Source organism: Kluyvera sp. (assembly GCF_965301105.1).
Map to the genome: position 1 here is coordinate 1 of NZ_CBDKZX010000022.1, position 23,703 is coordinate 23,703.

Here is a 23,703-nt window from a genome sequence, read left to right on the forward strand (position 1 = left end):
GCAACAATGCGTTCGTAGCTCAGTTGGTTAGAGCACCACCTTGACATGGTGGGGGTCGTTGGTTCGAGTCCAATCGAACGCACCATATCTCCTCGATATGGCGCTTTTCTTCTCTCTCTTCTGCGAATCAATCTTACAGTTTTGTTAATCGCTGTACGTTGATGCTTTCCAGTTTCCCATCCAGAATTGCCAGAAAATCATCATGATAGGGCATCGCTACGTGCTTTTTCAGATCGGCTTCCGACTTCCAACGCTCAATAAAAATAAACGACACACCACCTTCATTTGCCAGTTCGCGGACATCGGGAATCGCCCGGCTTTCATGCAGATCGTACTGTAAGCACCCCGCTTCCTGATGCGTGAGAGGCACCATCGCCTGCGCAGCTTTTCTGATGGTATCGATATGTTCCTGGCGGGGCGTCAGGGTAGCAACAATCTTAACTTCGCTCATGTGAGATCCTTCGTGCGTCAATAACAAAATCGGGTGGTTGCACTGGGGAACCACCCGGATACCTGAACTATTGAGGCTAGCAACGTCGTCTCGATTACGCCAATCTATCTTTTATCAACGGGAAAGCCGCTAGCCTACCGCGAGTGGAGAAAAGCGCTATTTTACCAGGGGCTGTTTTTTCTCGATATCTTTCAGGCCGCCTTCATTAACTGCATTTTTATAGCCCATTTTTTGCAGCAGCGTTTCCGCTTTGCCTGACTGATTACCGGTGTTGCAGTACAGATACAGCGTGTCATTCTTATCCTGCGTCACTTCCCCAATGCGTTCAGCCAGCTGCTTAAGCGGAATATTCACCGCGCCCTGCACGTGCGTCTCCTGATACTGCTCCGGAGTACGCACATCAATCCAGTGTTCCGCAGCCCAGGAGGCAGTGGACGTCAGCAGCACAGCGCCAGCAAGCAGCATGTTTTTCAGTAATCGGGTTGGTTCAGACATGATATTTCCTCATTATTGAATGTCATGTCGAATTATAGCCCTTTGTTTTATATGGAATAGGCGAAAAACTCGGTAAAAGGTGACCTGAGTCGTGGATAGGCCTTTTTACCGACTGCTCGCCGTTATGCCGGCTAATTAAGATACTGCGCCAGCACCGCGCGAGCATTAGCCGCAATATCGGGCGCGCATTTTTCCGCTAGCACGGCGACAAAGGCGTGAAGCTGTTCCGGCGTGATACCGTTGTTGCAGCTAATCGCGTAATGGCTTTTCAACTGACTCTCCGCCCCGGGTATCGCCGCCAGAGCCGAAATGGTTGCCAGCTCGCGCGCGGACCAGCTCAGTACATCGCGCTGGAAGATATCACCAAACAGATGCGCCTTCAGGTAGACATCAATAGCGGGGGCAAAATCGAATAACGGCCCGCTAACCCTCTGCCCCACCAGCCGAGTCTGATTTTCCGTCCCCGCCGCCAGGCTGTCCCAGTTTTCGGGCAGCGGTGTCGCGGTGTTTCCTTCCTGATCCACGATCCCTCTTGCCTGACGGGCTTTGACCACTGACATAAAGCAGCCCAGCGCATTCAGGCTACGCGGGAAGCCACAGTAGGCGTATAGCTGTACCAGAACCTCTTTGATTTCATTTATCGATAAACCGGCATCCAGCCCCTCATTCAATGCCTGCGTCAGTTTGTCTATGTCGCCGCGCGCGGTGAACGCCGCAATTGGGATCATCGCCTGTTGTTGATTATTCAGTGAGTTTTGCATTGTCTTTTCTCCGTGAGGGGGCCGCGTCCCCATTAGCAGGTAAGTGCGAACAGTATAGTGAGCTCATTTGCGCATGATTAGCGCGGATAATCAGAACTGGCCTATGATTCAATTTCATAAATCCAGGTCGTTATTTGCCAGAGAACCGCAGGATTTCAGCCGGATAGCGTTCGCCCTGAATCGTAATATTGGCCCCTGCAATGCGCTGTAAATCCTGTACATCCAGCCGCACATTGAGTGCGCCAATGTTTTCTTCAAAGCGACTCAGACGACGAGTGCCAAACAGCGGGACAATCCACGGTTTTTGCGCCAACAGCCACGCCAGGGCAACCTGCGCGGGAGTGGCTTGATGACGTTCGGCAATTTCGCGAATCAGCACAATCAAACGCTGGTTACTGGCACGCGCCTCCTCGGTAAAGCGAGGCGTTTTGGCACGAATATCATTGCTATCAAATACCGTTTCAGCATCTATTTTTCCGGTTAAAAAACCTTTCCCCAATGGACTGTAAGGCACCAGACCAATACCCAATTCTTGCAGCGTGGGTAGCACCTGTGCTTCAGGCTCGCGAGTCCACAAAGAGTATTCACTCTGTAACGCCGCCAGAGGTTGAACCGCATGAGCGCGGCGAATAGAAGCTTCGCTGGCCTCGGACATTCCGAACCAACGTACTTTTCCCTCCGTTATCATATCTTTTATCGTTCCTGCGACATCCTCCATCGGAACATCAGGGTCGACACGATGCTGATAGCAGAGATCGATATAGTCTGTGCCCAGACGCTTCAGACTGCCCTCCACCGAGCGGCGAATCTGTTCTGGCCGACTGTTTACGCCTCCCCTATGCTCACCGGTTCGTTGATCGATATCCCAGCCAAACTTGGTGGCAATTTTGACCTGGTGGCGCAGCGGCGCAAGCGCCTCGCCTACCATCACCTCATTGGTCCATGGGCCGTACACCTCAGCGGTGTCAAAAAAATCCATCCCGCGAGCCACCGCGCTGCGCAACAGTTCAATCATCTGCCCCCGGTCCGGCAGATCGCGTGCTTTGCCATAGCCCATTGCCCCCAGCGATAGTGCGGAAACCTCCAGTCCTTGCCCCAACTTACGTTTGATCATTTCTCGCTCCTCTGCATTATTTCTCTGCCAGTAGCGTCGCGAAACGGGCCTGAAAATCGGCGACCTTATCTTGATTACCGCTCGCCACCTCATAAAACGCCAGCGGCTTGCAATAGTGCATCCCCACGTAGCGAGCGCTGGCCCTCATCGGCGTCAGTACCTCTTCCATGGTGTTATTCAGCAGACCATCATGCGAGTAAGTAAACTCACTGGCGCCTGCAGTTGTCACTATCTGCAGCTGCTTATTTTTTAACGCCGTACCGCCCGTACCAAACGCCCAGCCGTACGTCCAGACTTCATTGAGATAGGCTTTGAGCATCGGTGTCAGATTAAACCAGTGGGTGGGATAGAGAAAAACCACCCGTTCCGCCTCGCGGTAAGCCGCCTGTTCAGCGACAACATCAATGGTCGCCACTTCATCACCGTATATCGTCTCAAGGTTACGAACCGTCACGTTGTCTGCGTTTTCTGCCGTTCGTTGCAGGGCGCGGATCACCCTTGATTGGGAAAAATAGGGATGGGAAACAATCACCAATGTCTTCATAGCGTCTTCACCTTATCGCGTTCATCTTGAATGACAGGCAGTATGCCGCCGATGATTGATAACCTTAATAGCGTTTATGGTTGAATCGCCTTCAACCTAAAGTTAATAATGGTGAGCCATGAATCCCGTTCAGGAGACGACAATGGAACTCTCGCAACGCGTTCGCGCGATGACATCCTTTATCGATGCTGCCGATGCCGGTAGCTTCGCCGCCGCCGCGCGTCTTCAGGGGGTAAGTACTGCAGCCATAAGCAAAAATATCGCCGGGCTTGAGCAAGCGCTAGGTGTCCGCCTGATGAACCGCACGACACGAAAGCTCAGCCTGACTGAAGAAGGCGCGGCGTTTCTCCAGCAAGCGCGTATCGCTATCGCCGCACTGGATACTGCCGTCGATACGGTAGTGGCAGGCAAAATGGAAACCCGTGGACATGTGCGTATATCCACTAGCGCCGCTTTTGGCCGCGAACAGCTCCTGCCCGCGTTGCCGGGACTACGTCAACTCTACCCCGGGTTATCCGTAGAAGTGGATTTTGACGATCGGGTGACCGATATCGTCCGCGATGGCTACGATCTGGCCATCCGCGGCGGGCGTATCATCGACTCCTCGCTGATTTCGCGCCCGGTATGTCAGCTCAACATGGTGCTGGTCGCCTCTCCGGATTATCTGGCAGAGTACGGCATACCGCAGACACCAGAGGATCTCAAAAAGCACCATCTGATCGCCCGTCGATTTCTCGGCGGACGGGTATCTCCATGGGGATTCAGTGGCAAAGACGGTAGCCTGACCATCCTTGAGCCCGACTCGGCCATTATCACCCTGTCCGCCCCAGAAGCTCAGCTTCAGGCAGCCCGGCTCGGGCTGGGGATTGCGCAGGTGGGGGTCCATCATGCCATCACGCACCTGCAAACCGGTCAGTTGAAAGTATTACTTTTTGGCCAGCATGATCCTGGCAGCTATGAAATGGTGATTCAGTATCCACATCGAGCGCTGATTGCCCCCCGCGTACGGGTAACGATTGAGTATCTGCTGGATACCCTGAGGCAGGATCCCTCGCTGCATTTCCCGCTTTCCAGACTGGCGGAGTTCGCGGTATAGGCAATAATGAATATATTCATCACACAAATAATGCATTTCATGCTGCCTGGGCGGCATTTCATTCCGCTTTTCAGGCCGTTAGTGCTGATTTTTCCCGAGGAGTGACAGAAAAGCATACAGTAGCGTTTATTTACGGATGTGCCCTATGCCGATTTCTCTCTTGTCACGCGAAAACCTGCTGTCCGGTTTTCAATGGTTCTTCTTTATCTTCTGCAATACCGTGGTGGTTCCCCCTACGCTGGTTTCCGCCTTCCACCTCCCGCAAAGCAGCCTACTGATGTTGACGCAGTACGCGTTCCTGACCACCGCCGTTGCCTGTCTGCTGCAAACGTTCTGCGGCCATCGCCGCGCTATTATGGAAGGCCCTACCGGGCTGTGGTGGGGAACGATTCTGACGATTACGCTGGCTGAAGCATCGCGCGGAACGCCGCTAAACGATATCGCCAGCAGTCTGGCGGTAGGTATTGCGATCTCGGCAGTGCTCACCATCCTCATCGGTATCAGCGGGCTGGGAAACCGGCTGGCGAAGTTGTTTACCCCAACGGTGATGGTCACCTTTATGCTTCTGCTCGGGGCACAGCTCACGGCGATTTTCTTTAAGGGCATGTTGGGGCTGCCGTTTGGTATTGCCAGGACTACCGTTAGCCTGTCACTCGCCCCGTTTCTTCTTTCGGTCGCGGTGATGCTGTTTGTGATTGGCCTGATTATTTTCCTGCCGCCGCGTATTTCGCGCTATGCGCTGCTGATAGGTACCGTGGTGGGTTGGGCGGTGTGGCGGATATGTTTTGGCGCCGCAGAGACTGCATTTGGTGAACTGCACTGGCAGTGGTTCCCGCTCGGCAGCCATGGCGCGCTGTCGCCGGGGATTATTCTGACCGCCGTAATGACCGGACTGGTTAACATCAGCAACACCTATGGCGCGATTCGCGGTACCGACGTATTTTACCCATCGGCTACGGCTAGCGGTGCGCACTATCGCCGCAGTTTTATCGTCTCCGGCATCATTACCCTCGTGACCGTGCCATTTGCCGTGATCCCCTTCTCACCCTTTGTTTCTTCCGTCGGATTGTTAACCCAAACTGGCGATAGCTCGCGACGCTCCTTCTTCTACGGTGGAATGCTGTTCCTGTTGGTCGCACTCATCACCCCACTCACCCGCTTCTTCTGCGCCATCCCGTTGGGCGTTAGCAGCGCGGTGATGCTGGTTTCCTATCTGCCGCTGCTCTACTCCAGCCTCGTTTTCAGCCAACAGGTCAAGTTTACCTCGCGGAATATCTATCGCCTCGCCCTGCCGCTGTTTGTTGGGCTATTCCTGATGAGTCTGCCACCCGTGTATCTGCAGGATGTCCCGCTCACTCTCCGCCCGCTGCTCAGCAACGGCCTGCTGGTCGGTATCCTGCTGTCGGTGTTGCTGGATAACATCATTCCGTGGGAGCGTATCAGATAAAGGTTCCAGATAGCGGTGTTATCTGGAAACAACAACGGGCACTGAAAGTGCCCGTTTGAATAAGAACGGGCCATTCGGCCCGCTAATGATTAACACATTTCCAGCGCTTGCGCTTTGGCCCTTTCAGCCTGCTTTCGGTAATGGTCATATCGCGCGCAGAACCAGATTCTCTGCTGCTCGTTCATGTTGCCGGTGATCGTGCTGATGTCGATGGGGTGGCCCACCGCGTACATATGCGCAAAGCTGCGGGCCAGAAAATCAAAATTGTTTAATGCCTGTAGTTCCTGTTTCTGCATTGCATATCCCTCCGATCTGGTACTCGTTTTTAAGGTTATATGCTTTCCTGTTTCCAGTATTCGCCTGTTATCGATATCTCTTTGAACACTGCGTGCGTATTTCAGCAGCGCTACGTCACATTTCGGCAATGAGGCCGGGACAAGGATGACGGTTCGTGCTGAATAGGCGGTCACGTCCATAAGCGGGTACATCAATCAACATTTTTGCAATATACTGTGACAAGTGTAGAACAGAGTGAGTAGATAACGAATGGAAATTGATCTGGATAACCTGGTCTTCGACGGCCTGGAAGAAGCGCAAGAGCGCAATGCGGAACGTCTGGACGATGCAGACAAAAAAGCGCAGGCGATTATTGCCGATGATGACTGCGGCGACGCCTGCAAAATCTGATAAAAATGCCGGCACTGAGTGCCGGCTTTTTTTCGCTCACTTTTCTACTTTCATCAACGCTGCATACGCCGCATCGCGCAATGATAGGCGCCATTCCGTACCGAGCGACGCAGGACGGCCGCAATCAGATGCACGCTACCGCGAACCACACGCTGTTCCACCGGGTTCAGCCGTAAATCCAGCATCTCCTGGGCCCAGTCGGGCAGCAAATCGATACCGGCTTTCATAAAAATCCTCCCCGCAGGCTGCGTGAAACGACCAGGCAGCCGGGTGGTCATCAAAACCCTTGCCACTTCCCGGGTACGCGCATCGCAGCGCAGTTGCGGGCGCATCTGCTCAAGATAATCCGCCACCGCCTGGGGCGTTTTGGGCACATTACGCGCCCCCAGTTTTTCGGCAATGCTGGCCGATTCAATAAAGTATTGTGCCTGCCGCGCGGGCGAGACCACCGTACGCCGATAGCGCAGGTGCGAGGCCATAAACGAGCTGCATTCCGCTACGTGGACCCAGGTCAACAAATCCGGATCGCTGGCGGCGTATGGCGTACCATCAACGTCGGTACCGCTAATACGCATGTGGATGGCTTTCACTTTCGCGATCAGCCGTTCGGCATCCGGTTCCGTGGCAAAGGTGGTGGCGGAAATAAACTGGCTGGTTCGGCGCAGACGGCCAAAGATATCCTCGCGGAACGACGAATGATCCCAAACACCTGCCAGCGCCAACGGGTGCAGCATCTGCAGCAACAGCGCGCTGATGCCGCCGCACAGCATCGACGTAAAATCACCGTGCACCGGCCAGATGGCCGACTGGGGGCCAAACAGCCCCGGTTCGCCGACCGGGTGCTCGAAATCAATTTCCTTGAGCGCCATCCCCGTCAGGCCCAGCACCTGATGCTCAATTCGCTGGCGTAGCCATTCCATTTGCGCCCCCTTCGTCGTCAGGCCTTACGCGCGTTATCCAGCCACGCGTAGACCGCCGCCAGATCCTGTTTAGCCAGCCCGTTTTGCGCGGCATTTTCCCACAGTGCGGCGATATCGCTCATCATCGGCATTGTGCCCTGCGGGGCATTTGCCAATGCCAGGCGTGCGTCTTTCAGCGCATGTTGAAGCTGCATCTGCGGGGTGTAATCCTCTTTGCGGATCATCTCCAGCTTGCCCTTCACATAGGGTGCCGCCAGCGGGCCGCCTTCCAGCGTTTCCCACAGCTGGTTTGGCGTAAAGCCAAACTGTTTTGCCAGTTGCATGCTCTCTGCGACGCCCTGCATCATGGCGATAAGCCAGGCATTAATCACCAGCTTCATTTTCTGGCTGTTGCCCGCCTCGCCGTACCACTGGGTGCCGCGAGAAATGGCGTCGAATACCTGCTGTGCGGCACCGGCGCGCGTCTGGTCGCCGCTTGCCATCACCAGGATTTGCGCGTTTTCAGCCGGCGCTTTAGTGCCAGAAACCGGCGCATCGAGATACAGCATATCCGGGCGCAGCGCATGGAGCAGCGCAATCGCCTCGGCGGTTTCCTGAATACCGATGGTTCCCATCTGGCAGAACGTCGCGCCCTGCGGGCACGACGGCGCAATGGTGCGGATAATGGCTTGCGTGGCGGCACCGTCGGTGAGCATCGCAATAATGACTGGCGCATCGGCTACGGCCAGCGCCGCATCGTTGCACAACTGAAGACCGTTGGGTTGGAGATCCTCCCCTCGCCCAGGCGTGCGGTTCCAGCCGTACACCGTGAATCCTTTTTTGAGCAGGTTGGCGGCAAATGCGTGCCCCATTGCGCCTAAACCCAGAACCGCTACCGCAGGCTGTGCCTTCATTTCTCTCTCCTCATATGTTCGGTCGTTTTTTGTAGCCTGATGATTTTCCGACCAAAAAGCAACCGGAGAATCCTGCGGCCCATCATAGTTTCCGACCGTGAGGTGTGGCATTAGCAAAGCTTGCGCGATTACCCTTTCCGCCCGCCGGATTTACCGATGGCTTTGTGAAGATCGTTTATACGTTTCATCGAACGAATCGTGCGCTGCGACGCGGTGGATGCCACCGACAAAACCAGCATTTCCAGACACACCATCACCGTACCATGTAGCGGTACCCGGCCATTTTCGCCGCGCGGCACGTGGATCACCACTTGCGACATCTCGCTAAATCGCGAGTCGGTCGCCTGGGTCAGCAAAATCGTTGGAATACCTAACCGCTCGGCCTCCCGAAGCGTGGTCAGCCCCTCACGGTGCGGTGACTTCTGGCCCATCATAATCAACACATCGCCGCGCTGCAGCGAGATCAACTGCTCGGCGAGGCTAAACCCCGTGCGATTCAGCACGTAAGACGGCAGGCCGATACGGTTGAATAACCGTGCGGTGTACTCACTTAAAATACCCGATGCGCCAATGCCAAACAGCGCCACCTGGCGAGCTTCACTCAGTAACGCTACCGCCTGAGCAATCGCCGCACGGTTATCCGGCGTCGCCAACATCTCGCAAGCGCGCAGATGCCCTTCCAGCACGAAGTCAATGCTTGAGCTGACATCGCTGGTGAGTGCCGCGACGGTGGTGACCATTTTTTCTGCAGAACTGATGGTCGGGCCAAACCAGTGCTGCATGGTTTGCTTGAGGTCGCGCAGCCCGGCAAAGCCTAGCGCCTGGATGGCGCGGACCACCGTGGCGTCGGAGGTTTGCGTGGCGGCGGCGATTTCCATCGCCGTGTGGTCAAGCACCGCTTCGCGATTGTCATCAATCCAGTGAACGACCGCCAGCAAACGCGGCGAGAGTTGGGGGGCACGGCTGCGCAGACGTTCGCCAAACAAATCCACCCGTCGCTTTTCGTGACGGGCTACCGGCGGGCTCATTTGACCTCCTGCGGAATCGGTCTTCCGGCAATATGCGACTGCACTTCCGCCACCAGCAGGCTTAAAGCGGCATACGAGTTAGAAATGACCTCTTCGCGCGGCAACAGCACATAATGTCCGCTGCGACACGCACGCATAAAGTCACACCAGCCCGGCAACACTTTTTCCATCTCATTGCGCTCATCCTGCGGTTTACCGCCGGTATCAGAGCGCCAGGTGGCAAAAACAAAATCAGCGTCAAGATCCGGCAACTGCTCGGCGCTCACATCCATACGCTCACCGTCCGGAATGCGCTCAATCAGCGCAGGGAAACGGAAGCCCGCATCACGCAGCACGCGGCCAAGAGCATGGTAAGAATGATGAACCGTTACCTTGCCGTTATTGGCCTGAATCACCGAAACGGTGATTTTCTGCGTATCCACGGTCTGTTTCAGCTGTTGGATTTGCGCCTGATAGCGTCGGTCGAGTATCGCCAGACGCGCCTCAGTGCCGGTCAACTGCGCCAGCTTGCGGTAAATCCGCGGCGCGCTACCCAGCAGATGGTCAATACTCACCGTCGGTGCAATCTTCGCCAGCTGTTCAATCGGCACGTTACGGTTTGGCTCGGTGATGATCAGATCCGGTTTCGCCGCCGCCACCGCTTCAAGATCAATGTCAGCGGTACCAATAAATTTAATGTCGCTATTATCGAAATCCACACCGGTCAACTGCGCGCTTGAACGCAGATAGTGGCTGCCGTCCGGACGCGTGCGCCCATGACTCGCTACCGGCGGTACGCCGAGCTCAATCAGCGGAATGGTAATATCAAGATCGTGCATAGAAACAATGCGCTTCGGGTGTGCCGGCACCTGCACGACACGCCCGAGATCGTCGGTGAATGCCTGCGTTTGCGCACCAGCCACCGCGCTTATCAGCCACAAAGCGGGGAATAGCCCTCGAAAAGTCATCCTGAACCTCATAACGCGTCGCGACGACGCCACAACAGTAAAATAAAAAAGGGGCAGCCAATCAGCGAAATAATGATTCCAGCCGGAATTTGTAACGGGGCAAACGCCAGTCGACCAATCGTATCGGTCAATAACACCAGCAACGCGCCAATCAGCGCGCTGCCGGTCAGCAGCGACACCTGGCCGCCGGAAAGAAGAAAACGCGCCATATGCGGCGCCATCAACCCGACGAATCCAAGGCTCCCCACGCACGAGACGCTCGCTGCCGTCAGCAGAACCGGCGCAAGGAAACGCAGCAGGGTCAGCCGCGCCAGGCGAACGCCGAGACTGCTGGCAACCTGATTGCCCAACATCGCCACATCCGCCGCTCGAGCGCTCAAGTAGAGGATGACCACCGCCGGTAGCGCCCACGCGACGGCCACCGCCAGCAGCGACCAGGTCGCCGCATGCAGGCTACCCGCAAGCCAGGTCATCGCCGTTTGTACATCACGAATATCCGCCGTGGTGACAAACAGCCCCATCGCCGCCGACAGCGCCCACGACACGCCAATGCCAATCAAAATAAAGCGCGGGCGCGAGAGATCGCGCGCCAGTACCATCACCAGCAGTGCGACCAGCATGCCACCGAGCATTCCCGCAAGCGGACGCCATGTCAGGCTCAGTGAAGGAAAAGCCAGAATCAATGTCAGCACCACCACGCTGGTGCCCTCTTTCACGCCAATCAGCCCTGGGTCAGCCAGACCGTTGCGAGTGATCGACTGCATCGCGGCCCCGGCCAGCCCAAGCATGCCGCCGCAGAAGACAGCCATCAGCAGGCGCGGCAAGCGAATATCGCGCACGATATACACCTGCTGAGCGCTCAGCACGTCCGGATAAAACAGCGCGCCGCCAATAGCGCTGGTGGGAATCGGCAGCGATCCGCGCGTCACGCCGTAGATAACCAACAGCCCCACCGCCAACGCCAGCATGGCAGCTATCTTTACCAGTCGGGGACGCAGCAGCACACGAAATGGCCCCCACGTCAGAGGACGAAAACCCGCTTTGCGTAACGCATGCCTCATTTAAAAAACCTCACGGCAATGACGATAAAAATCGGCGCGCCAACCAGCGCGGTCATCACGCCGGTCGCCAGCTCCTGCGGCGCCAGCAGCCAGCGGGCCAGAATATCGGCCAGCAGCAGCAATAATGCGCCGGTCGGTAGCGCCAGCAGCAGCGCGATACGGATATCCTGCCCGGCCCAGCGGCGAATGGCGTGCGGCACCACCAGCCCGATAAAGCCGATTGGACCGGCGATGGACACCGATGCCCCGCACAGCAGCGCAATCGCCAGCACGCCCAGTATGCGCGTACGGGTTACCGCAACGCCCAGACTGCTCGCCACGCGGTCGCCGAGCGCCAGAATATTCAGCCGGGGGGCGAGGAACGCCGCCAGCCCCAACCCCAGCAGCGCCGGAAAACTGGCGACGCGCAGCGTATGCATGCTGACGCCCGACAAATCGCCCGCCAGCCAGGTCCGCATGGCCTGTAGCGTCTGCTCGTCGAGGATCAGAATCGAGGCGGTCACCGCCGAGGCAAACGCCGACAGCGCCACGCCACAGAGGGTAATCTTCATCGCCGTCGCCCCTGCGCGACCGGAGGAAGCCAGCAGCATCACCAGGCCGAACAGCAGTGCTGCGCCGCCAGCCGCGGTCAGAGGGCGGCTGACGCCCCATTCGCCGAACGAGATCCCGGCTGCCGAACAGGCCACCACCGCCAGCGTCGCTCCGGCGTTCAAACCGAGAATATGCGGTTCACCCAGCGGGTTGCGGATTATCGTTTGCAGCAGCAGCCCGGCGACACCCAGCGCGGCCCCGGTCATTAGCGCCGCCAGCAGACGAGTGAGACGCAGACTCACGATGATACGGTGGTCAAAATTGTGCGGGTCATAATGCAGTAGCGCATCAATCACGACACGCGGCGCAATTGCCCGCGCGCCCAGTCCAAGATGGATCACCGCCGCAGCACATAACAGGCAGCCGAGTACCGCGAACGCGGCTGACGGATAACGATCGCCTCGACGCGTAAGTACGCTTTGTATCGACATCAGACGGTTACCGGTTGGGCGCTAAAGGGCATAAAGAGGGGCTTACCGCTTTGTGGGTTATGCAGCATCTGCACGTCAACATCGAACACCTGCTTAATCAGCGCGGGCGTGCAGTCCTGCGAGTCGTGAATTACGCCCGCAACCTGCCCCTGCTTCATAAACACCAGCGTGTCGGCATAGTTCACGGCGAAATTAAGGTCGTGCAACACGGTAATGACCGTTCGTCCATGTTCGCGGGTCAGCTGTTGTAGCAGTTCAAGAATTTCCACCTGGTAGCGGAGATCAAGCCAGGTGGTGGGTTCATCCAGCAGGATAGTCGGCGTTTGCTGCGCCAGCGCCATGGCTATCCAGCAGCGTTGGCGCTGGCCGCCGGAAAGGCTGTCCACCGTCAAATGCGCGTACTCAAGCGTGCCGGTCAGACGCAGCGCTTCTTCCACCGCACATTCATCCTCCGGGGACCACTGGCGGATGAGCCCCTGCCAGGGATAGCGCCCGCGCGATACCAGTTCAAACACCGTCAGCCCTTCCGGCGTGAGCGGTGATTGCGGCAGAAGGCCCAACTGGCGCGCCACCTGCTTCGTCGGCTGCTGATGAATATCTCGCCCATCCAGACGCACGCCGCCTCCGAGCGGTTTCAGCATCCGCGCGATGGTATTCAGCAAGGTTGATTTACCGGAACCGTTCGCTCCCGCCAGCACCGTCATTTTTCCGACGGGCAGCGTCAAACTAACGTCATTGACAATACGTTGGCCGCCATAGCCGGCGCACAGGGACGCCAGTACAATCCCGCGTTCCTGCGGGTTTTCTTGCCGCTGAGGCATATTTCTTTCTCTCCGGCCGCAACGACGTGGTATCGTTCTGCACCTTAAATAAATCTCATTCTCTTTTGATCATGCTATGCCGTCATGTAGTAGTCAATAGCGCTACATTACCGCTTTATTTCATCAGGCTTTTAGCCCCTCACTCACCTCTATGGTTAAACCATTAGAAATAAAATCATTTAATTTCAATTCATTAAAAGAACACCGCATGACATTTTGGCCCTGGAATGCCGGCATAACCCGCATTGCATAAATTTGTCATCGACTGCATTTACTACTACATCACCGCATGATTGAATGATTCTCAATTACATATCCGGAACATTTTTGGCGATGTGAACGGGTAGCTTTCGCAATTCAGGGCAATGATTTTTTAATTTTGGCTGCCATCTATCGGCAGTTTTTTTATGGGAAAACAGACAGATGACACACTTCTCCCCGACGTTCACGGGCACAACCGGGCGCGCGCTATTTTCACTCCTCTTTCTGGGGGCCGTCAGTTCGCCTTCGCTGATGGCGGCTGAAAAAACCACACGTAGCGACGACACCAAAAAAGAAGAGGCGATGACGGTTATTGGCACGACCGCGCAGGCGGACCAGACCGTCACCGACGGCTATCAGCCCTTGAGCAGCGCTACCGCTACGCTAACGTCGATGCCACTGCTCGATATTCCGCAGGTCGTCAACACGGTGAGCGATAAAGTATTAGAAGATCAGCATGCCACCTCGCTGGACGAAGCGCTGTATAACGTGGCCAACGTAGTGCAAACCAACACCCTTGGCGGCACTCAGGACGCGTTTACTCGCCGCGGCTTTGGCGCCAACCGCGACGGTTCGATTATGACCAACGGTCTGCGTACCGTGCTGCCGCGCAGCTTTAACGCCGCCACATCGCGCGTGGAGGTGCTAAAAGGCCCCGCTTCCACGCTGTACGGCATCCTCGACCCCGGTGGATTAATTAACGTGGTAACCAAGCGCCCAGAGCGCACTTTCTCCGGCGATATTTCAGCCACGTCCAGCAGTTTCGGCGGCGGTAGCGGACAGATTGACGTTACCGGCCCCATTGAAGGCACCCAACTGGCCTATCGTCTGATTGGCGAATATCAGAATGAAGATTATTGGCGTAACTTCGGCAAGGAGCGCAGCAGTTTTATCGCCCCTTCCCTGACCTGGTTTGGCGACGACGCGACGGTGAACCTTTCATGGTCGCACCGTAACTACAATACGCCGTTCGACCGCGGCACCATTTTCGATCTGAATACCGGTCAGGCGGTCAACGTACCGAGCAAGGTACGCTTCGACGAGCCGTTTAACATTACCGATGGCAATTCCGATCTGGCGCAGCTCAACGCCGAGTATCGTCTGAACAGCCAGTGGACCGCGCGTTTTGACTACAGCTTTAGCCAGGATATGTACAGTGATAACCAGGCTCGCGTGATGGCCTACGATGCCAAAACCGGCAACCTGACCCGCCGTGTAGACGCGACGCAAGGCTCGACCCAACGAATGCATGCCACGCGGGCCGATTTGCAGGGCAATGTGGTGATTGGCGGTTTCTATAATGAGTTGCTTACCGGCATCGCCTATGAAAATTATGACCTGCTGCGCACCGATATGATCCGCTGCAAAAACGTCAAGAATAGCCTCAATATCTATCACCCGGTGTACGGAACGCTGGATAAATGCACCACCGTATCGGCGGCCGATAGCGATCAGCGTATTCAGCAGGAAACCTATGCGACGTATTTGCAGGACGCGCTCTATTTGACGGATAAGTGGATTGCCGTGGCGGGCGTGCGCTATCAGTACTACACCCAGTACGCAGGAAAAGGTCGTCCGTTCAAAGAAAACACCGACAGCCGGGACGAAAAGCTGACGCCGAAGTTTGGCCTTGTGTACAAGGTGTCCCCCACCGTTTCGCTGTTCGGCAACGTTGCGCAGTCGTTTATGCCGCAATCGTCCATCGCCAGCTATATTGGCGACCTGCCGCCGGAAGAGTCCACGGCTTATGAAGTGGGGGCTAAATTCGACCTGTTCGACGGCGTGACGTCTAATATCACCTTCTTTGATATTCACAAACGTAACGTGCTTTATACCGAAACCATTGGCGACGAGACCTACGCCAAAACCGCGGGCAAAGTACGCTCGCGCGGGATTGAGGTGGATGTCGCCGGTTCGTTGAGTGAAAACCTTAACGTCATTGCCAGCTACGGCTACACCGATGCTAAAGTCGAGGAAGATCCGGAATACGCCGGTAAACCGCTGCCCAACGTACCGCGCCATACCGGATCGCTGTTCCTGACCTATGACATTAACAACGTCTATGATAGCAACACGCTCACACTCGGCGCTGGAGGGCATGCGTTGAGCCGCCGCTCCGGTACCAACGGCGCAGATTACTACCTGCCCGGCTACGCGGTCGCGGATGTCTTTGCCGCCTACAGGATGAAGCTACAGTACCCGGTTACGTTGCAGGTGAACGTGAAGAACCTGTTCGACAAGACCTACTACACCTCATCGATTGCCAGCAATAATCTGGGTAACCAGATTGGCGACCCACGCGAAGTGCAGTTTACGGTAAAAATGGCCTTCTGATTCCGCCAACGCCCAGCCCTCTCTTAGCCAGAGAGGGCCAACCTTTACATACTCTTTCAATCCCGCATCACTTCCCTACAGTCCGCTTACGCATAATAGTCGCTTTAACTTTTAGACAACATTTTTGACTTTGAGGGATTAGAGTGATGCGTCAAACTCTGCAACTTTCACGCTGGCTAGCAGGATTGCTTCTTGCCGTCAGCGTTGCGCTGCCAGCCAGCGCCAACTCCTGGCCACTGCCGCCGCCGGGCAGCCGCCTGGTGGGCGAAAACCGTTTTCACGTCGTCGACAACAGCGGTGGCTCACTGGAAGCCATCGCCAAGAAATATAACGTGGGTTTCCTGGCGCTGTTGCAGGCCAACCCTGGCGTCGATCCGTATGTGCCTCGTGCGGGCAGCGTACTCACTATCCCGCTGCAAACACTGCTACCCGACGTACCGCGTGAAGGCATCGTACTAAATCTGGCCGAGCTGCGGCTGTACTACTACCCGCCGGGCAGTAAAACCGTAACCGTCTACCCTATCGGCATCGGTCAACTTGGCGGCACCACGGTGACCCCCACCATGGTCACCACCGTTTCAGATAAGCGCGCCAACCCAACCTGGACGCCAACCGCCAATATCCGCGCGCGCTATCGCGCTCAGGGTGTTGAGCTGCCAGCGGTAATGCCTGCCGGACCGGATAACCCGATGGGGCATCACGCCATTCGTCTTGCGGCCTACGGCGGCGTGTATCTGCTACACGGCACCAACGCCGATTTTGGTATCGGCATGCGCGTCAGCTCAGGCTGTATTCGCCTGCGTGATAACGACATTAAAGCACTTTTCGATCAGGTTACGCCAGGCACGAAGGTAAACATCATCAACACGCCAATTAAGGCGTCGATTGAGCCAAACGGCGTTCATCTGGTGGAAGTTCATCAACCGCTGTCCGAGCATATTGATGACAACCCTCAGACCCTGCCAATTGTGCTTAACGCCGGGATGAAAGCCTTCAGCCAGAACCCTGCTACCGATAGCGAAGTGATGAAAAAAGTGATGGATGTGCGCTCCGGGATGCCGGTCGATGTCACCCGTCATCACGATGTTGCGCAGCAAAATATGTAGTTGAAAAGCAAAAGTAAAAGGCCCTGAGCGTATTCCGCTCAGGGCCTTTTTTATGGCAGTGGCATAAGCATTATGAGGGTTTTAACGCTTATTTGTAGATTACCGCAGTACCGTGGAGGGAGTTCGGACCGCTAACGGAAGTGATGCGGAAAGATTTCGCACCCATTTCATCGGCTTTCTGAGACAGTTCTTGTTCCAGAGACGCCAGGTTCGGGCCTGCAGATGCGGCAATATTACCGACTTTGTGCTGATCTGCTGGAGTGGATTGCACTTCAACAGCGGCAAAGCTTGCAAATGACAGTGAGCTAAGGACTGCGGCGATAGCCAGGGTTTTTACGTTTTTCATAATTTTTACCTTGCAGATGAATTTTTGTAGGTCAGACGTTATTAACTTAACGATCGATAAATTAATAATAATGAGATCCAGGTCACACGTCAACGGATTTTTATAACGATCATTTATTTAATTAGAATTCATATATTTTTCATATGAATATGTTGAATTCTTTTTTGCGACGGAAGCGCTGGCCCCCGCCGATAATTATTTTTATAATGAGCATTCACTAAACACCGACTGAGGTAGGCGGCACGATGACAACTGACACGCAAAGTTGCGCGAAAAAAGGCCGTGGTCGACCTAAAGTATTCGACCGGGAAGCGGCGTTGGATAAAGCCATGACGCTGTTCTGGCAGTATGGCTATGAAGCAACATCGCTTTCCGATCTTGTCGAAGCCACCGGCGCCAAGGCGCCGACGCTGTACGCTGAATTTGTGAATAAAGAGGGGCTCTTCCGCGCCGTACTCGATCACTACATCAGCCGTTTTGCGTCGAAAAATGAAGCCTGTCTGTTCTGTGAAGACCAGACGCTGCTGGAGGCGCTTCGCCACTATTTCACTGCCGTCGCCACCTGCTTTACCAGCAAAGACACGCCGGCGGGCTGCTTTATGATCAACACGTCTGCCGCCCTTGCCGCATCTTCCAAAGAAATTGCGAAGACCATTAAGTCGCGTCACGCGGTGCAGGAACAGACGTTATACAAGTTCTTACAGCTGCGTCAGGCGCGCGGGGAAATCCCGGCAGAAAAAAACGTCGCCGAGCTGGCGCAGTTTCTGAGCTGTATTTTGCAGGGAATGTCGATTAGCGCCCGTGAAGGGGCGAGCTTTGAAACGCTGATGCAGATTACCGAAACCACCCTCCGCCTCTGGCCACAGATGATTGCCGTATAAAAAAAACGCCCCTCAGTCTGGGAGACGGAGGGGCGAATCAGCACACTCACACTTTTTTAGGCTTTATTCAGTACCAGCTGACCATTGCTATCCAGCGGGATCTGGCTGCCGGGTTGTTTATCCATACGGATTTTGCCCTGCTGGTCGCCGATTTTGTAGGTCACATCATATCCGAGCGTTTTCTCAGACTTGTCGTACACTGTTTTACAACGCTGCTCCGTCGTGGTGTAGGTGTCGTTATTCTGCATCGCACCCTGCACCTGGTTACCTGCATAGCCGCCGCCTAAAGCACCGACGACGGTTGCAACATCTTTACCGCGTCCGCCACCAAACTGGTGCCCGATGACCCCACCGGCAACGGCGCCCAGCACCGATCCGGCGATGCGGTTTTCATCCTGTACCGGACGACGGTGCGTAACCGTCACGTTGCGGCACTCCTGACGCGGGTTTTTAACGGTTTCCTTGATTGGCGTAGCGGAGATCACCTGCGCATACTGCGGGCCACGATCGAATACGTTCATGCTCGCTACGGCGGCAACCCCGAGAGCAGCTGCAACGCCAATACCAATACCCGCCAACATTGATTTATTCACGGGACTTCCTCCTTTGTTGCTATTGCTAACAATTGTGCAACTTAAGTCAAACCATGACTATCAGACAAAAACTCAAAAGCAGGATTTTATGTGGGATTAGAGATGTTTGAGAGAATTCTGAAGGTAGAGACAGGTAACAATTGAAAGCGCTGATAAGCGCAGCGCTTTGGGCGGAACATTGGCGCTCATTGCCGGATGGCGCTGCGCTTATCCGGCCTACATGCATAACAACATGCAGGCCGGGAGCCTTAAAACGCGATTAGTGCAGTTTCAGGCGCGGACGGATCACGCGGTTGATACTGCCTACCAGCATCATCAGGCCGGTTTTCACGTAACCGTGCAGCGCAATCTGGTGCATACGGTACAGCGAGATATAGACCATACGCGCGATACGCCCTTCGATCATCATCGAACCACGCATCAGGTTACCCATCAGGCTGCCGACGGTTGAATAGTTGGAGAGCGATACCAGTGAACCGTGATCCTTATAGGTATACGGCTTCAGCTCTTTACCCTTCATCTGCGCCAGAATGTTGTTCAGCGCACAGGTCGCCATCTGGTGCGCAGCCTGGGCGCGCGGCGGCACAAAGCCCCCTTCCGGACGGGCGCAGGAAGCACAGTCGCCGATAGCGTAGATATCCTGATCGCGGGTGGTTTGCAGCGTCGGCTCAACCACCAGCTGATTGATGCGGTTAGTTTCCAGGCCGCCGATCTCTTTCATGAAATCTGGCGCTTTAATGCCCGCCGCCCATACCATCAGATCGGCCTGAATATATTCACCATCTTTCGTGTGCAGACCGCCTTCATCGGCGCTGGTCACCATGGTCTGGGTCAGCACGCGTACGCCCATTTTAGTCAACTCGCTGTGCGCAGCGCCGGAAATGCGCGGCGGCAACGCAGGCAGAATACGTTCACCGGCTTCCACCAGCGTGACGTTCAGCGCTTCGTTATTCAGCCCTTTGTAGCCATAGCTGTGGAGCTGTTTCACCGCGTTGTGCAGTTCAGCGGACAGCTCAACACCGGTCGCCCCGCCGCCAACAATGGCGATATTCACCTTGCCGTTCGCGCCCAGGTTAGCGGAATATTTCAGGAACAGGTTCAGCATTTCCTGGTGGAAACGACGCGCCTGGTGCGGGTTATCGAGGAAGATACAGTGCTCTTTCACGCCCGGGGTGTTGAAGTCGTTTGAGGTGCTGCCCAACGCCATCACCAGCGTGTCGTACGCCAGCTTGCGCTCAGGCACCAGCAGTTCGCCCTTCTCATCGCGCAGTTCTGCCAGGGTGATAGTTTTCGCTTCGCGGTTGATATCCATCACCGAGCCCAGCTGGAACTGGAAGTGATGATTACGCGCATGCGCCAGATAGCTCAGCGCATCGACACCCTCATCCAGAGAACCGGTCGCCACCTCGTGCAACAACGGTTTCCACAGGTGGCTATGGTTGCGATCCACCAGCGTAATTTTCGCTTTTTTACTCCGGCCAAGCTTGCGACCCAGCTGAGTAGCCAGTTCCAGGCCGCCAGCGCCGCCACCTACAATTACAATTTTCTTCATTGGCGTAGTCACGAGACCCCCTTAAAATTTATTAACCAATTGTTAATTAAAAGTTATTAATTTAGCTCTTAGTTAACAACAGGTTACTCACAAGAAACCATTCAGCTGCAATGAGAATAACATGAATGGTGCATTGGTCATACCAAAATTGATGTGTATCAAGTTTTATCGCGCAGAAGTTGAGCGAACGGCATTGCGGTGAGCGAAATGGGAGTCAGCGGGGTTAAAAATTAACAAAAAAAAGCCCCGGCAACCTAAAGCTGCCGGGGCTCCTCAGACGAAAATTTAGCCTAACGTTTTGAACGCTTTAATCCGCTGCAGATGCGGCGAAATATTTTTAAACTTGTGACCCTGTTCTTCGTCCCAGATGATCTCATAGTAGTGATGCAGCACGTCTGCTGAACGCTGGCTATCAAGCGCATCGTCGTGGCGAGAGAGAATGGCCAGGCAACGGTCACGGTTCTTCTCGCGGAAGTTGTTCACACATTTGGTGGCAATATCCACGTACTCTTCCGGGCGATCGATCTTGCCGTCCATATTCTCGTTCGGGAACAGGTTCGGGTTAAACATCACCTGGCGAATATCGCACAGAAAACCAATACGCTCCGCCCAGTAGCCGCCCAGCCCTACGCCGCAAATCAGCGGCCGCTCATCGGCATTCAACTGCAGCATTTTGTCGACTTCTTTCAGCAGATGCTGCATGTCATGCTTGGGGTGCCGCGTGCTGTAGCTAATCAACCGCACATCCGGGTCGATAAACTGCAGTTGCAGCACTTTCTCATGGTTACCAGGGCTATTGGAGTCAAAACCGTGTAAATAGATAATCATTGCGTCCTCACCACACCATTACTCCCACACCGGGAGGGTTAATGACCAGCCTTCACTTCCTGCCAGCGTTCGTGGAGTTGCTCCAGCTGAGCGCTAACTGTTTTCCAGCGGGCGGAGTCCATCAGTTCCTGACGGCTAAATGAACCTTTATGATACAACTTCGTAACACGCTCTGCGTTGATCGGCGACAGGTTATCCAGCACGCTCACCGCACCTTTACGATTATTGCAGACGAGGATCATATCGCAACCTGCGTCGAGCGATGCCTGGCCGCGTTCAGCATAGCTGCCCATAATCGCCGCGCCTTCCATTGACAGGTCGTCAGAGAAAATCACGCCCTCAAAACCCAACTCGCCGCGCAGCACGGTCTTCAGCCAGTGCGCAGAGCCGCTGGCAGGACGCGGATCAACGGCGTCGTAAATGACGTGCGCCGGCATAATGGCGTCGAGCGCATTTTCGCTAATCAGCGTTTTAAACACCACCATGTCTTTCCCGCGGATTTCCGCTTCCGGACGCGGATCGTGCGGCGTCTCTTTGTGCGAATCGGCAGTGACCGCGCCATGGCCTGGGAAATGTTTACCCGTGGTTTTCATCCCGGCAGCGTGCATGCCGTCAATAAAATGACGCGCCATCAGCAGCGCTTTCTGCGGGTCCGCATGATAAGAACGCTCGCCAATGGCGGTACAGATGTGGCCCACGTCTAATACCGGCGCGAAGCTGATATCAATATCCATCGCGATCATCTCACTGGCCATCAGCCAGCCCGCATCGACCGCCATCCGGCCACCGTCCTCTTCCCCCAGCACCGCGGCAAACGACTGTGCGGCCGGTAAACGGGTGAACCCTTCGCGGAAACGCTGTACGCGGCCCCCTTCCTGGTCAACAGCCACCACCAGTCGGTTACGCGAGGCGCTGCGAATCTGGCGAACCAGTTCACGAAGCTGCTCGGGGTCGTGGTAATTACGGGTAAACAGAATTAAACCGCCCACCAGCGGGTGCGACAGAATCTCACGTTCTTCGGCATCCAGCTCGTAGCCTTCCACATCCAACATTACTGGCCCCACACGGCCTCCTTATTGTTCTTAAGCTGCTGCCAGATTTCATTGGCCAGCGTGATAAATTGTTCGTCACCGGTCTGTTGCCAGCGACACTCGAACCAGCCCGCCATCAGCATCAGCACCCACGGACGCCAGCGTAATGTCTGTTGCCACAGGGCGTCCGGGGACATATGCGCCAGTCTGGCATAGGCCTCAATCAGTTGATAGCGTTGTTGATTGTCCGGCATCCACACCGCAGCCAGCTCCAGCGCGATATCGCCATCGCCAGCGTATTCCCAGTCGATGAGCCTTAAGCCGCCTTCGGAGTGCACAATATTGCCAGCGTGGACATCCATATGCAGCGGTGCCAGCCGCAACGGTCGCGGCTCCTTCCGCTGGCGCAGCCGTTGTAAGCTGCGCAGCCAGAAAGGCGTGCGGCGTGACGGGCTGCACTGCTGCCAGTACCGTTCTAACAAAGGCAAGAGCGCCAGCCGCCAGCCAAATCGGGGCTGCTGGTGCAAATCATACAGGAGAGTCGCCAGCGGTTGATGCGCCGGAAGCACGCTTTTGATCTCTCCGGCTAAAAAATCAACTGCCATCCAGCCGCGCGTATAAAAAACAGGCTTTGGCGCCAGCGTGGCGGGTAGCTGACGAAGGGCGTGATATTGACGGAGGAATTCGTGTTCCGGCGCGTCGGGCGCATGATGCTGACGCAGTACCAGCCGCCGTTCACCGTGTTGAAGAATACAGCTGCTGCCGCTCAGCCCCGCGTATTCGGGGCTGGCGACGATGTGATAGTGCGGAAATTCACGTGACAGCAGTGCGTCACGCGAAAGCTTACTGTTGCGCAACCGCACCTTTACCTGACCAGACGATCTCACCGGTTTGTACCAGCATCAGCTGCATTTGCAGCGTCGGCGCGTTCACGTTGCCGGTAGCGTTAGAGTAAAGCACGTACTGAGCCCCCACGTTACGGGCAATGCCCATCGCTTTACTGCGCGAACCCAGGCTGTCCTGCGGCGACAGTCCTAACTGCTGCTTAGCCACCGCCAGCTGTTGGGCCGACACCAGGGTAAACTTGCCGTTACCTGCCAGCGCGTTACGCAGCGCGTTAGTCGCTTCCCCGGAGTTCAATGAACCGTTGGTGCGGTTGTTAACGCTGTCGACCAGCAAAATGCTGCCCGCGGTTACGCCGCCGGTTTGCAGCATTTTGCCAACCAGCGGCTGTGCTGCGCCGTTCCAGTCATAGTGCCGTACGCGCGGCGTGGGCTGCGCAGGCGTTTCACCGCCGTGCTCAATCGGACCTGGCTGCTGCGGAATCGTCGGCACGCTCGGTACCGTTGGCACCGGCTGCTGCGGCTCAGCAGGCTGTTGTGGCTGCTGCGGATTCGCCGTATCGACTGGTGCCGGTTGTTCGCGCACCGCACACCCTGCCAGTATCAGTGCCAGCGAGGCCATCAACGCATAGCGACCCAATT

25 protein-coding genes, 1 tRNA gene and 1 pseudogene are annotated in these 23,703 nt (G+C 55.8%); 7 read left to right on the forward strand and 20 right to left on the reverse strand.

The window, feature by feature from the left end:
• Positions 1 to 8: 8 nt before the first annotated feature.
• Positions 9 to 85: transfer RNA gene (locus ACW14G_RS10430), tRNA-Val, on the forward strand.
• A 48-nt stretch (positions 86 to 133) separates the two neighbouring features.
• Here the strand turns inward: ACW14G_RS10430 and ACW14G_RS10435 are convergent.
• The 5 genes from ACW14G_RS10435 to ACW14G_RS10455 all read right to left on the reverse strand — a co-directional run bounded on the left by ACW14G_RS10435 (position 134) and on the right by ACW14G_RS10455 (position 3,365).
• Positions 134 to 451 carry a putative quinol monooxygenase gene (locus tag ACW14G_RS10435; protein ID WP_167575961.1) on the reverse strand — a complete coding sequence of 106 codons (318 nt, stop codon included), beginning with the start codon at positions 449 to 451 and terminating at the stop codon, positions 134 to 136.
• Positions 452 to 607: 156 nt separating this feature from the next.
• A complete protein-coding gene (gene pspE / locus ACW14G_RS10440; protein ID WP_249021881.1) occupies positions 608 to 946 on the reverse strand; it encodes a thiosulfate sulfurtransferase PspE in 339 nt (112 codons plus the stop codon).
• Positions 947 to 1,077: 131 nt separating this feature from the next.
• Entirely contained in the window at positions 1,078 to 1,707 is a 630-nt protein-coding gene (locus tag ACW14G_RS10445) for a carboxymuconolactone decarboxylase family protein (protein ID WP_249021882.1), read from the reverse strand.
• 130 nt (positions 1,708 to 1,837) lie between these two features.
• Complete coding sequence (locus ACW14G_RS10450) at positions 1,838 to 2,821, reverse strand: aldo/keto reductase (RefSeq protein ID WP_249021883.1); 984 nt, start codon at positions 2,819 to 2,821, stop codon at positions 1,838 to 1,840.
• 16 nt (positions 2,822 to 2,837) lie between these two features.
• Complete coding sequence (locus tag ACW14G_RS10455; protein ID WP_163447445.1) at positions 2,838 to 3,365, reverse strand: NAD(P)H-dependent oxidoreductase; 528 nt, start codon at positions 3,363 to 3,365, stop codon at positions 2,838 to 2,840.
• A gap of 142 nt (positions 3,366 to 3,507) precedes the next feature.
• Here ACW14G_RS10455 and ACW14G_RS10460 point away from each other — a divergent pair, with 142 nt between their 5' ends.
• Together ACW14G_RS10460 and ACW14G_RS10465 are read left to right on the forward strand one after the other, a co-directional pair.
• Positions 3,508 to 4,461 carry a LysR family transcriptional regulator gene (locus ACW14G_RS10460; RefSeq protein WP_249021884.1) on the forward strand — a complete coding sequence of 318 codons (954 nt, stop codon included), beginning with the start codon at positions 3,508 to 3,510 and terminating at the stop codon, positions 4,459 to 4,461.
• A gap of 145 nt (positions 4,462 to 4,606) precedes the next feature.
• A complete protein-coding gene (locus tag ACW14G_RS10465; RefSeq protein WP_223802526.1) occupies positions 4,607 to 5,908 on the forward strand; it encodes a uracil/xanthine transporter in 1,302 nt (433 codons plus the stop codon).
• 89 nt (positions 5,909 to 5,997) lie between these two features.
• On the opposite strand, the gene ACW14G_RS10470 is transcribed toward ACW14G_RS10465, so the two are convergent.
• Positions 5,998 to 6,204, reverse strand: coding sequence for a glycogen synthesis protein GlgS (locus ACW14G_RS10470; protein ID WP_163447442.1), 207 nt, complete (start codon positions 6,202 to 6,204; stop codon positions 5,998 to 6,000).
• 250 nt (positions 6,205 to 6,454) lie between these two features.
• Between ACW14G_RS10470 and ACW14G_RS10475 the strand changes: the two genes are divergently transcribed.
• Positions 6,455 to 6,595 carry a hypothetical protein gene (locus tag ACW14G_RS10475; RefSeq protein WP_100250004.1) on the forward strand — a complete coding sequence of 47 codons (141 nt, stop codon included), beginning with the start codon at positions 6,455 to 6,457 and terminating at the stop codon, positions 6,593 to 6,595.
• Between the two features lie 53 nt (positions 6,596 to 6,648).
• On the opposite strand, the gene ACW14G_RS10480 is transcribed toward ACW14G_RS10475, so the two are convergent.
• The 7 genes and pseudogenes from ACW14G_RS10480 to ACW14G_RS10510 all read right to left on the reverse strand — a co-directional run bounded on the left by ACW14G_RS10480 (position 6,649) and on the right by ACW14G_RS10510 (position 13,287).
• Positions 6,649 to 7,515, reverse strand: a complete 867-nt coding sequence (locus tag ACW14G_RS10480; protein ID WP_223802525.1) for an oxygenase MpaB family protein — start codon at positions 7,513 to 7,515, stop codon at positions 6,649 to 6,651.
• A 17-nt stretch (positions 7,516 to 7,532) separates the two neighbouring features.
• On the reverse strand, positions 7,533 to 8,408 hold the full coding sequence (locus ACW14G_RS10485; protein WP_249021885.1) for an NAD(P)-dependent oxidoreductase: 876 nt from the start codon (positions 8,406 to 8,408) through the stop codon (positions 7,533 to 7,535).
• A 128-nt stretch (positions 8,409 to 8,536) separates the two neighbouring features.
• Positions 8,537 to 9,467 (reverse strand): annotated as a pseudogene (locus tag ACW14G_RS10490) (MurR/RpiR family transcriptional regulator).
• Positions 9,433 to 10,383, reverse strand: a complete 951-nt coding sequence (locus ACW14G_RS10495) for an ABC transporter substrate-binding protein (protein ID WP_249021886.1) — start codon at positions 10,381 to 10,383, stop codon at positions 9,433 to 9,435. Before ACW14G_RS10495 ends, ACW14G_RS10490 begins: the two are co-directional and overlap by 35 nt.
• Before the next feature lie 8 nt (positions 10,384 to 10,391).
• Positions 10,392 to 11,444 carry a FecCD family ABC transporter permease gene (locus ACW14G_RS10500; protein ID WP_249021887.1) on the reverse strand — a complete coding sequence of 351 codons (1,053 nt, stop codon included), beginning with the start codon at positions 11,442 to 11,444 and terminating at the stop codon, positions 10,392 to 10,394.
• Positions 11,441 to 12,466: a FecCD family ABC transporter permease gene (locus ACW14G_RS10505; RefSeq protein WP_249021888.1), complete on the reverse strand. Its 1,026-nt coding sequence runs from the start codon at positions 12,464 to 12,466 to the stop codon at positions 11,441 to 11,443. Before ACW14G_RS10505 ends, ACW14G_RS10500 begins: the two co-directional genes overlap by 4 nt.
• Complete coding sequence (locus ACW14G_RS10510; RefSeq protein ID WP_223802520.1) at positions 12,466 to 13,287, reverse strand: ABC transporter ATP-binding protein; 822 nt, start codon at positions 13,285 to 13,287, stop codon at positions 12,466 to 12,468. Before ACW14G_RS10510 ends, ACW14G_RS10505 begins: the two co-directional genes overlap by 1 nt.
• 513 nt (positions 13,288 to 13,800) lie before the next feature.
• On the opposite strand from ACW14G_RS10510, the gene ACW14G_RS10515 reads away from it, so the two are divergent.
• The gene (locus tag ACW14G_RS10515) at positions 13,801 to 15,882 is read left to right on the forward strand and encodes a TonB-dependent siderophore receptor (RefSeq protein ID WP_249023325.1); all 2,082 of its coding nucleotides are present in this window, start codon (positions 13,801 to 13,803) and stop codon (positions 15,880 to 15,882) included.
• Between the two features lie 146 nt (positions 15,883 to 16,028).
• Positions 16,029 to 16,988 carry a L,D-transpeptidase LdtC gene (gene ldtC / locus ACW14G_RS10520; RefSeq protein WP_163447473.1) on the forward strand — a complete coding sequence of 320 codons (960 nt, stop codon included), beginning with the start codon at positions 16,029 to 16,031 and terminating at the stop codon, positions 16,986 to 16,988.
• A gap of 88 nt (positions 16,989 to 17,076) precedes the next feature.
• Here the strand turns inward: ldtC and bhsA are convergent, their stop codons facing one another.
• Positions 17,077 to 17,334 carry a multiple stress resistance protein BhsA gene (gene bhsA / locus ACW14G_RS10525; protein WP_064545779.1) on the reverse strand — a complete coding sequence of 86 codons (258 nt, stop codon included), beginning with the start codon at positions 17,332 to 17,334 and terminating at the stop codon, positions 17,077 to 17,079.
• A gap of 245 nt (positions 17,335 to 17,579) precedes the next feature.
• On the opposite strand from bhsA, the gene ACW14G_RS10530 reads away from it, so the two are divergent.
• On the forward strand, positions 17,580 to 18,215 hold the full coding sequence (locus ACW14G_RS10530) for a TetR/AcrR family transcriptional regulator (protein ID WP_163447433.1): 636 nt from the start codon (positions 17,580 to 17,582) through the stop codon (positions 18,213 to 18,215).
• Positions 18,216 to 18,271: 56 nt separating this feature from the next.
• On the opposite strand, the gene ACW14G_RS10535 is transcribed toward ACW14G_RS10530, so the two are convergent.
• The 6 genes from ACW14G_RS10535 to lpoB all read right to left on the reverse strand — a co-directional run bounded on the left by ACW14G_RS10535 (position 18,272) and on the right by lpoB (position 23,701).
• Positions 18,272 to 18,808 carry a glycine zipper 2TM domain-containing protein gene (locus tag ACW14G_RS10535; protein WP_074398785.1) on the reverse strand — a complete coding sequence of 179 codons (537 nt, stop codon included), beginning with the start codon at positions 18,806 to 18,808 and terminating at the stop codon, positions 18,272 to 18,274.
• A 259-nt stretch (positions 18,809 to 19,067) separates the two neighbouring features.
• On the reverse strand, positions 19,068 to 20,372 hold the full coding sequence (locus ACW14G_RS10540) for an NAD(P)/FAD-dependent oxidoreductase (protein WP_167575976.1): 1,305 nt from the start codon (positions 20,370 to 20,372) through the stop codon (positions 19,068 to 19,070).
• Between the two features lie 273 nt (positions 20,373 to 20,645).
• A complete protein-coding gene (ycfP, locus tag ACW14G_RS10545) occupies positions 20,646 to 21,188 on the reverse strand; it encodes an alpha/beta hydrolase YcfP (protein ID WP_163447431.1) in 543 nt (180 codons plus the stop codon).
• Between the two features lie 38 nt (positions 21,189 to 21,226).
• Positions 21,227 to 22,252, reverse strand: a complete 1,026-nt coding sequence (gene nagZ / locus ACW14G_RS10550; RefSeq protein ID WP_455648581.1) for a beta-N-acetylhexosaminidase — start codon at positions 22,250 to 22,252, stop codon at positions 21,227 to 21,229.
• Positions 22,240 to 23,082 (reverse strand): thiamine kinase, encoded by an 843-nt coding sequence (gene thiK / locus ACW14G_RS10555; protein ID WP_455648586.1) that lies wholly within the window; start codon positions 23,080 to 23,082, stop codon positions 22,240 to 22,242. The genes nagZ and thiK overlap by 13 nt, the downstream gene beginning before the upstream one ends.
• Positions 23,063 to 23,701: a penicillin-binding protein activator LpoB gene (gene lpoB, locus ACW14G_RS10560; RefSeq protein WP_249023327.1), complete on the reverse strand. Its 639-nt coding sequence runs from the start codon at positions 23,699 to 23,701 to the stop codon at positions 23,063 to 23,065. Before lpoB ends, thiK begins: the two co-directional genes overlap by 20 nt.
• Positions 23,702 to 23,703: the final 2 nt, after the last annotated feature.

What these genes read in the sequence shown, in the direction of transcription:
- ACW14G_RS10470 (WP_163447442.1), bottom strand. Translation starts at nt 6,204, where the DNA reads ATGCAGAAACAGGAACTACAGGCATTAAACAATTTTGATTTTCTGGCC.
- ACW14G_RS10435 (WP_167575961.1), bottom strand. Translation starts at nt 451, where the DNA reads ATGAGCGAAGTTAAGATTGTTGCTACCCTGACGCCCCGCCAGGAACAT.
- ACW14G_RS10515 (WP_249023325.1), top strand. Translation starts at nt 13,801, where the DNA reads ATGGCGGCTGAAAAAACCACACGTAGCGACGACACCAAAAAAGAAGAG.
- ACW14G_RS10465 (WP_223802526.1), top strand. Translation starts at nt 4,607, where the DNA reads ATGCCGATTTCTCTCTTGTCACGCGAAAACCTGCTGTCCGGTTTTCAA.
- ldtC (WP_163447473.1), top strand. Translation starts at nt 16,029, where the DNA reads ATGCGTCAAACTCTGCAACTTTCACGCTGGCTAGCAGGATTGCTTCTT.
- ACW14G_RS10530 (WP_163447433.1), top strand. Translation starts at nt 17,580, where the DNA reads ATGACAACTGACACGCAAAGTTGCGCGAAAAAAGGCCGTGGTCGACCT.
- ACW14G_RS10485 (WP_249021885.1), bottom strand. Translation starts at nt 8,408, where the DNA reads ATGAAGGCACAGCCTGCGGTAGCGGTTCTGGGTTTAGGCGCAATGGGG.
- ACW14G_RS10460 (WP_249021884.1), top strand. Translation starts at nt 3,508, where the DNA reads ATGGAACTCTCGCAACGCGTTCGCGCGATGACATCCTTTATCGATGCT.
- ACW14G_RS10445 (WP_249021882.1), bottom strand. Translation starts at nt 1,707, where the DNA reads ATGCAAAACTCACTGAATAATCAACAACAGGCGATGATCCCAATTGCG.
- ACW14G_RS10505 (WP_249021888.1), bottom strand. Translation starts at nt 12,466, where the DNA reads ATGTCGATACAAAGCGTACTTACGCGTCGAGGCGATCGTTATCCGTCA.
- ACW14G_RS10480 (WP_223802525.1), bottom strand. Translation starts at nt 7,515, where the DNA reads ATGGAATGGCTACGCCAGCGAATTGAGCATCAGGTGCTGGGCCTGACG.
- bhsA (WP_064545779.1), bottom strand. Translation starts at nt 17,334, where the DNA reads ATGAAAAACGTAAAAACCCTGGCTATCGCCGCAGTCCTTAGCTCACTG.
- ACW14G_RS10475 (WP_100250004.1), top strand. Translation starts at nt 6,455, where the DNA reads ATGGAAATTGATCTGGATAACCTGGTCTTCGACGGCCTGGAAGAAGCG.
- ACW14G_RS10450 (WP_249021883.1), bottom strand. Translation starts at nt 2,821, where the DNA reads ATGATCAAACGTAAGTTGGGGCAAGGACTGGAGGTTTCCGCACTATCG.
- ACW14G_RS10495 (WP_249021886.1), bottom strand. Translation starts at nt 10,383, where the DNA reads ATGACTTTTCGAGGGCTATTCCCCGCTTTGTGGCTGATAAGCGCGGTG.
- ACW14G_RS10455 (WP_163447445.1), bottom strand. Translation starts at nt 3,365, where the DNA reads ATGAAGACATTGGTGATTGTTTCCCATCCCTATTTTTCCCAATCAAGG.
- ACW14G_RS10510 (WP_223802520.1), bottom strand. Translation starts at nt 13,287, where the DNA reads ATGCCTCAGCGGCAAGAAAACCCGCAGGAACGCGGGATTGTACTGGCG.
- pspE (WP_249021881.1), bottom strand. Translation starts at nt 946, where the DNA reads ATGTCTGAACCAACCCGATTACTGAAAAACATGCTGCTTGCTGGCGCT.
- ycfP (WP_163447431.1), bottom strand. Translation starts at nt 21,188, where the DNA reads ATGATTATCTATTTACACGGTTTTGACTCCAATAGCCCTGGTAACCAT.
- ACW14G_RS10500 (WP_249021887.1), bottom strand. Translation starts at nt 11,444, where the DNA reads ATGAGGCATGCGTTACGCAAAGCGGGTTTTCGTCCTCTGACGTGGGGG.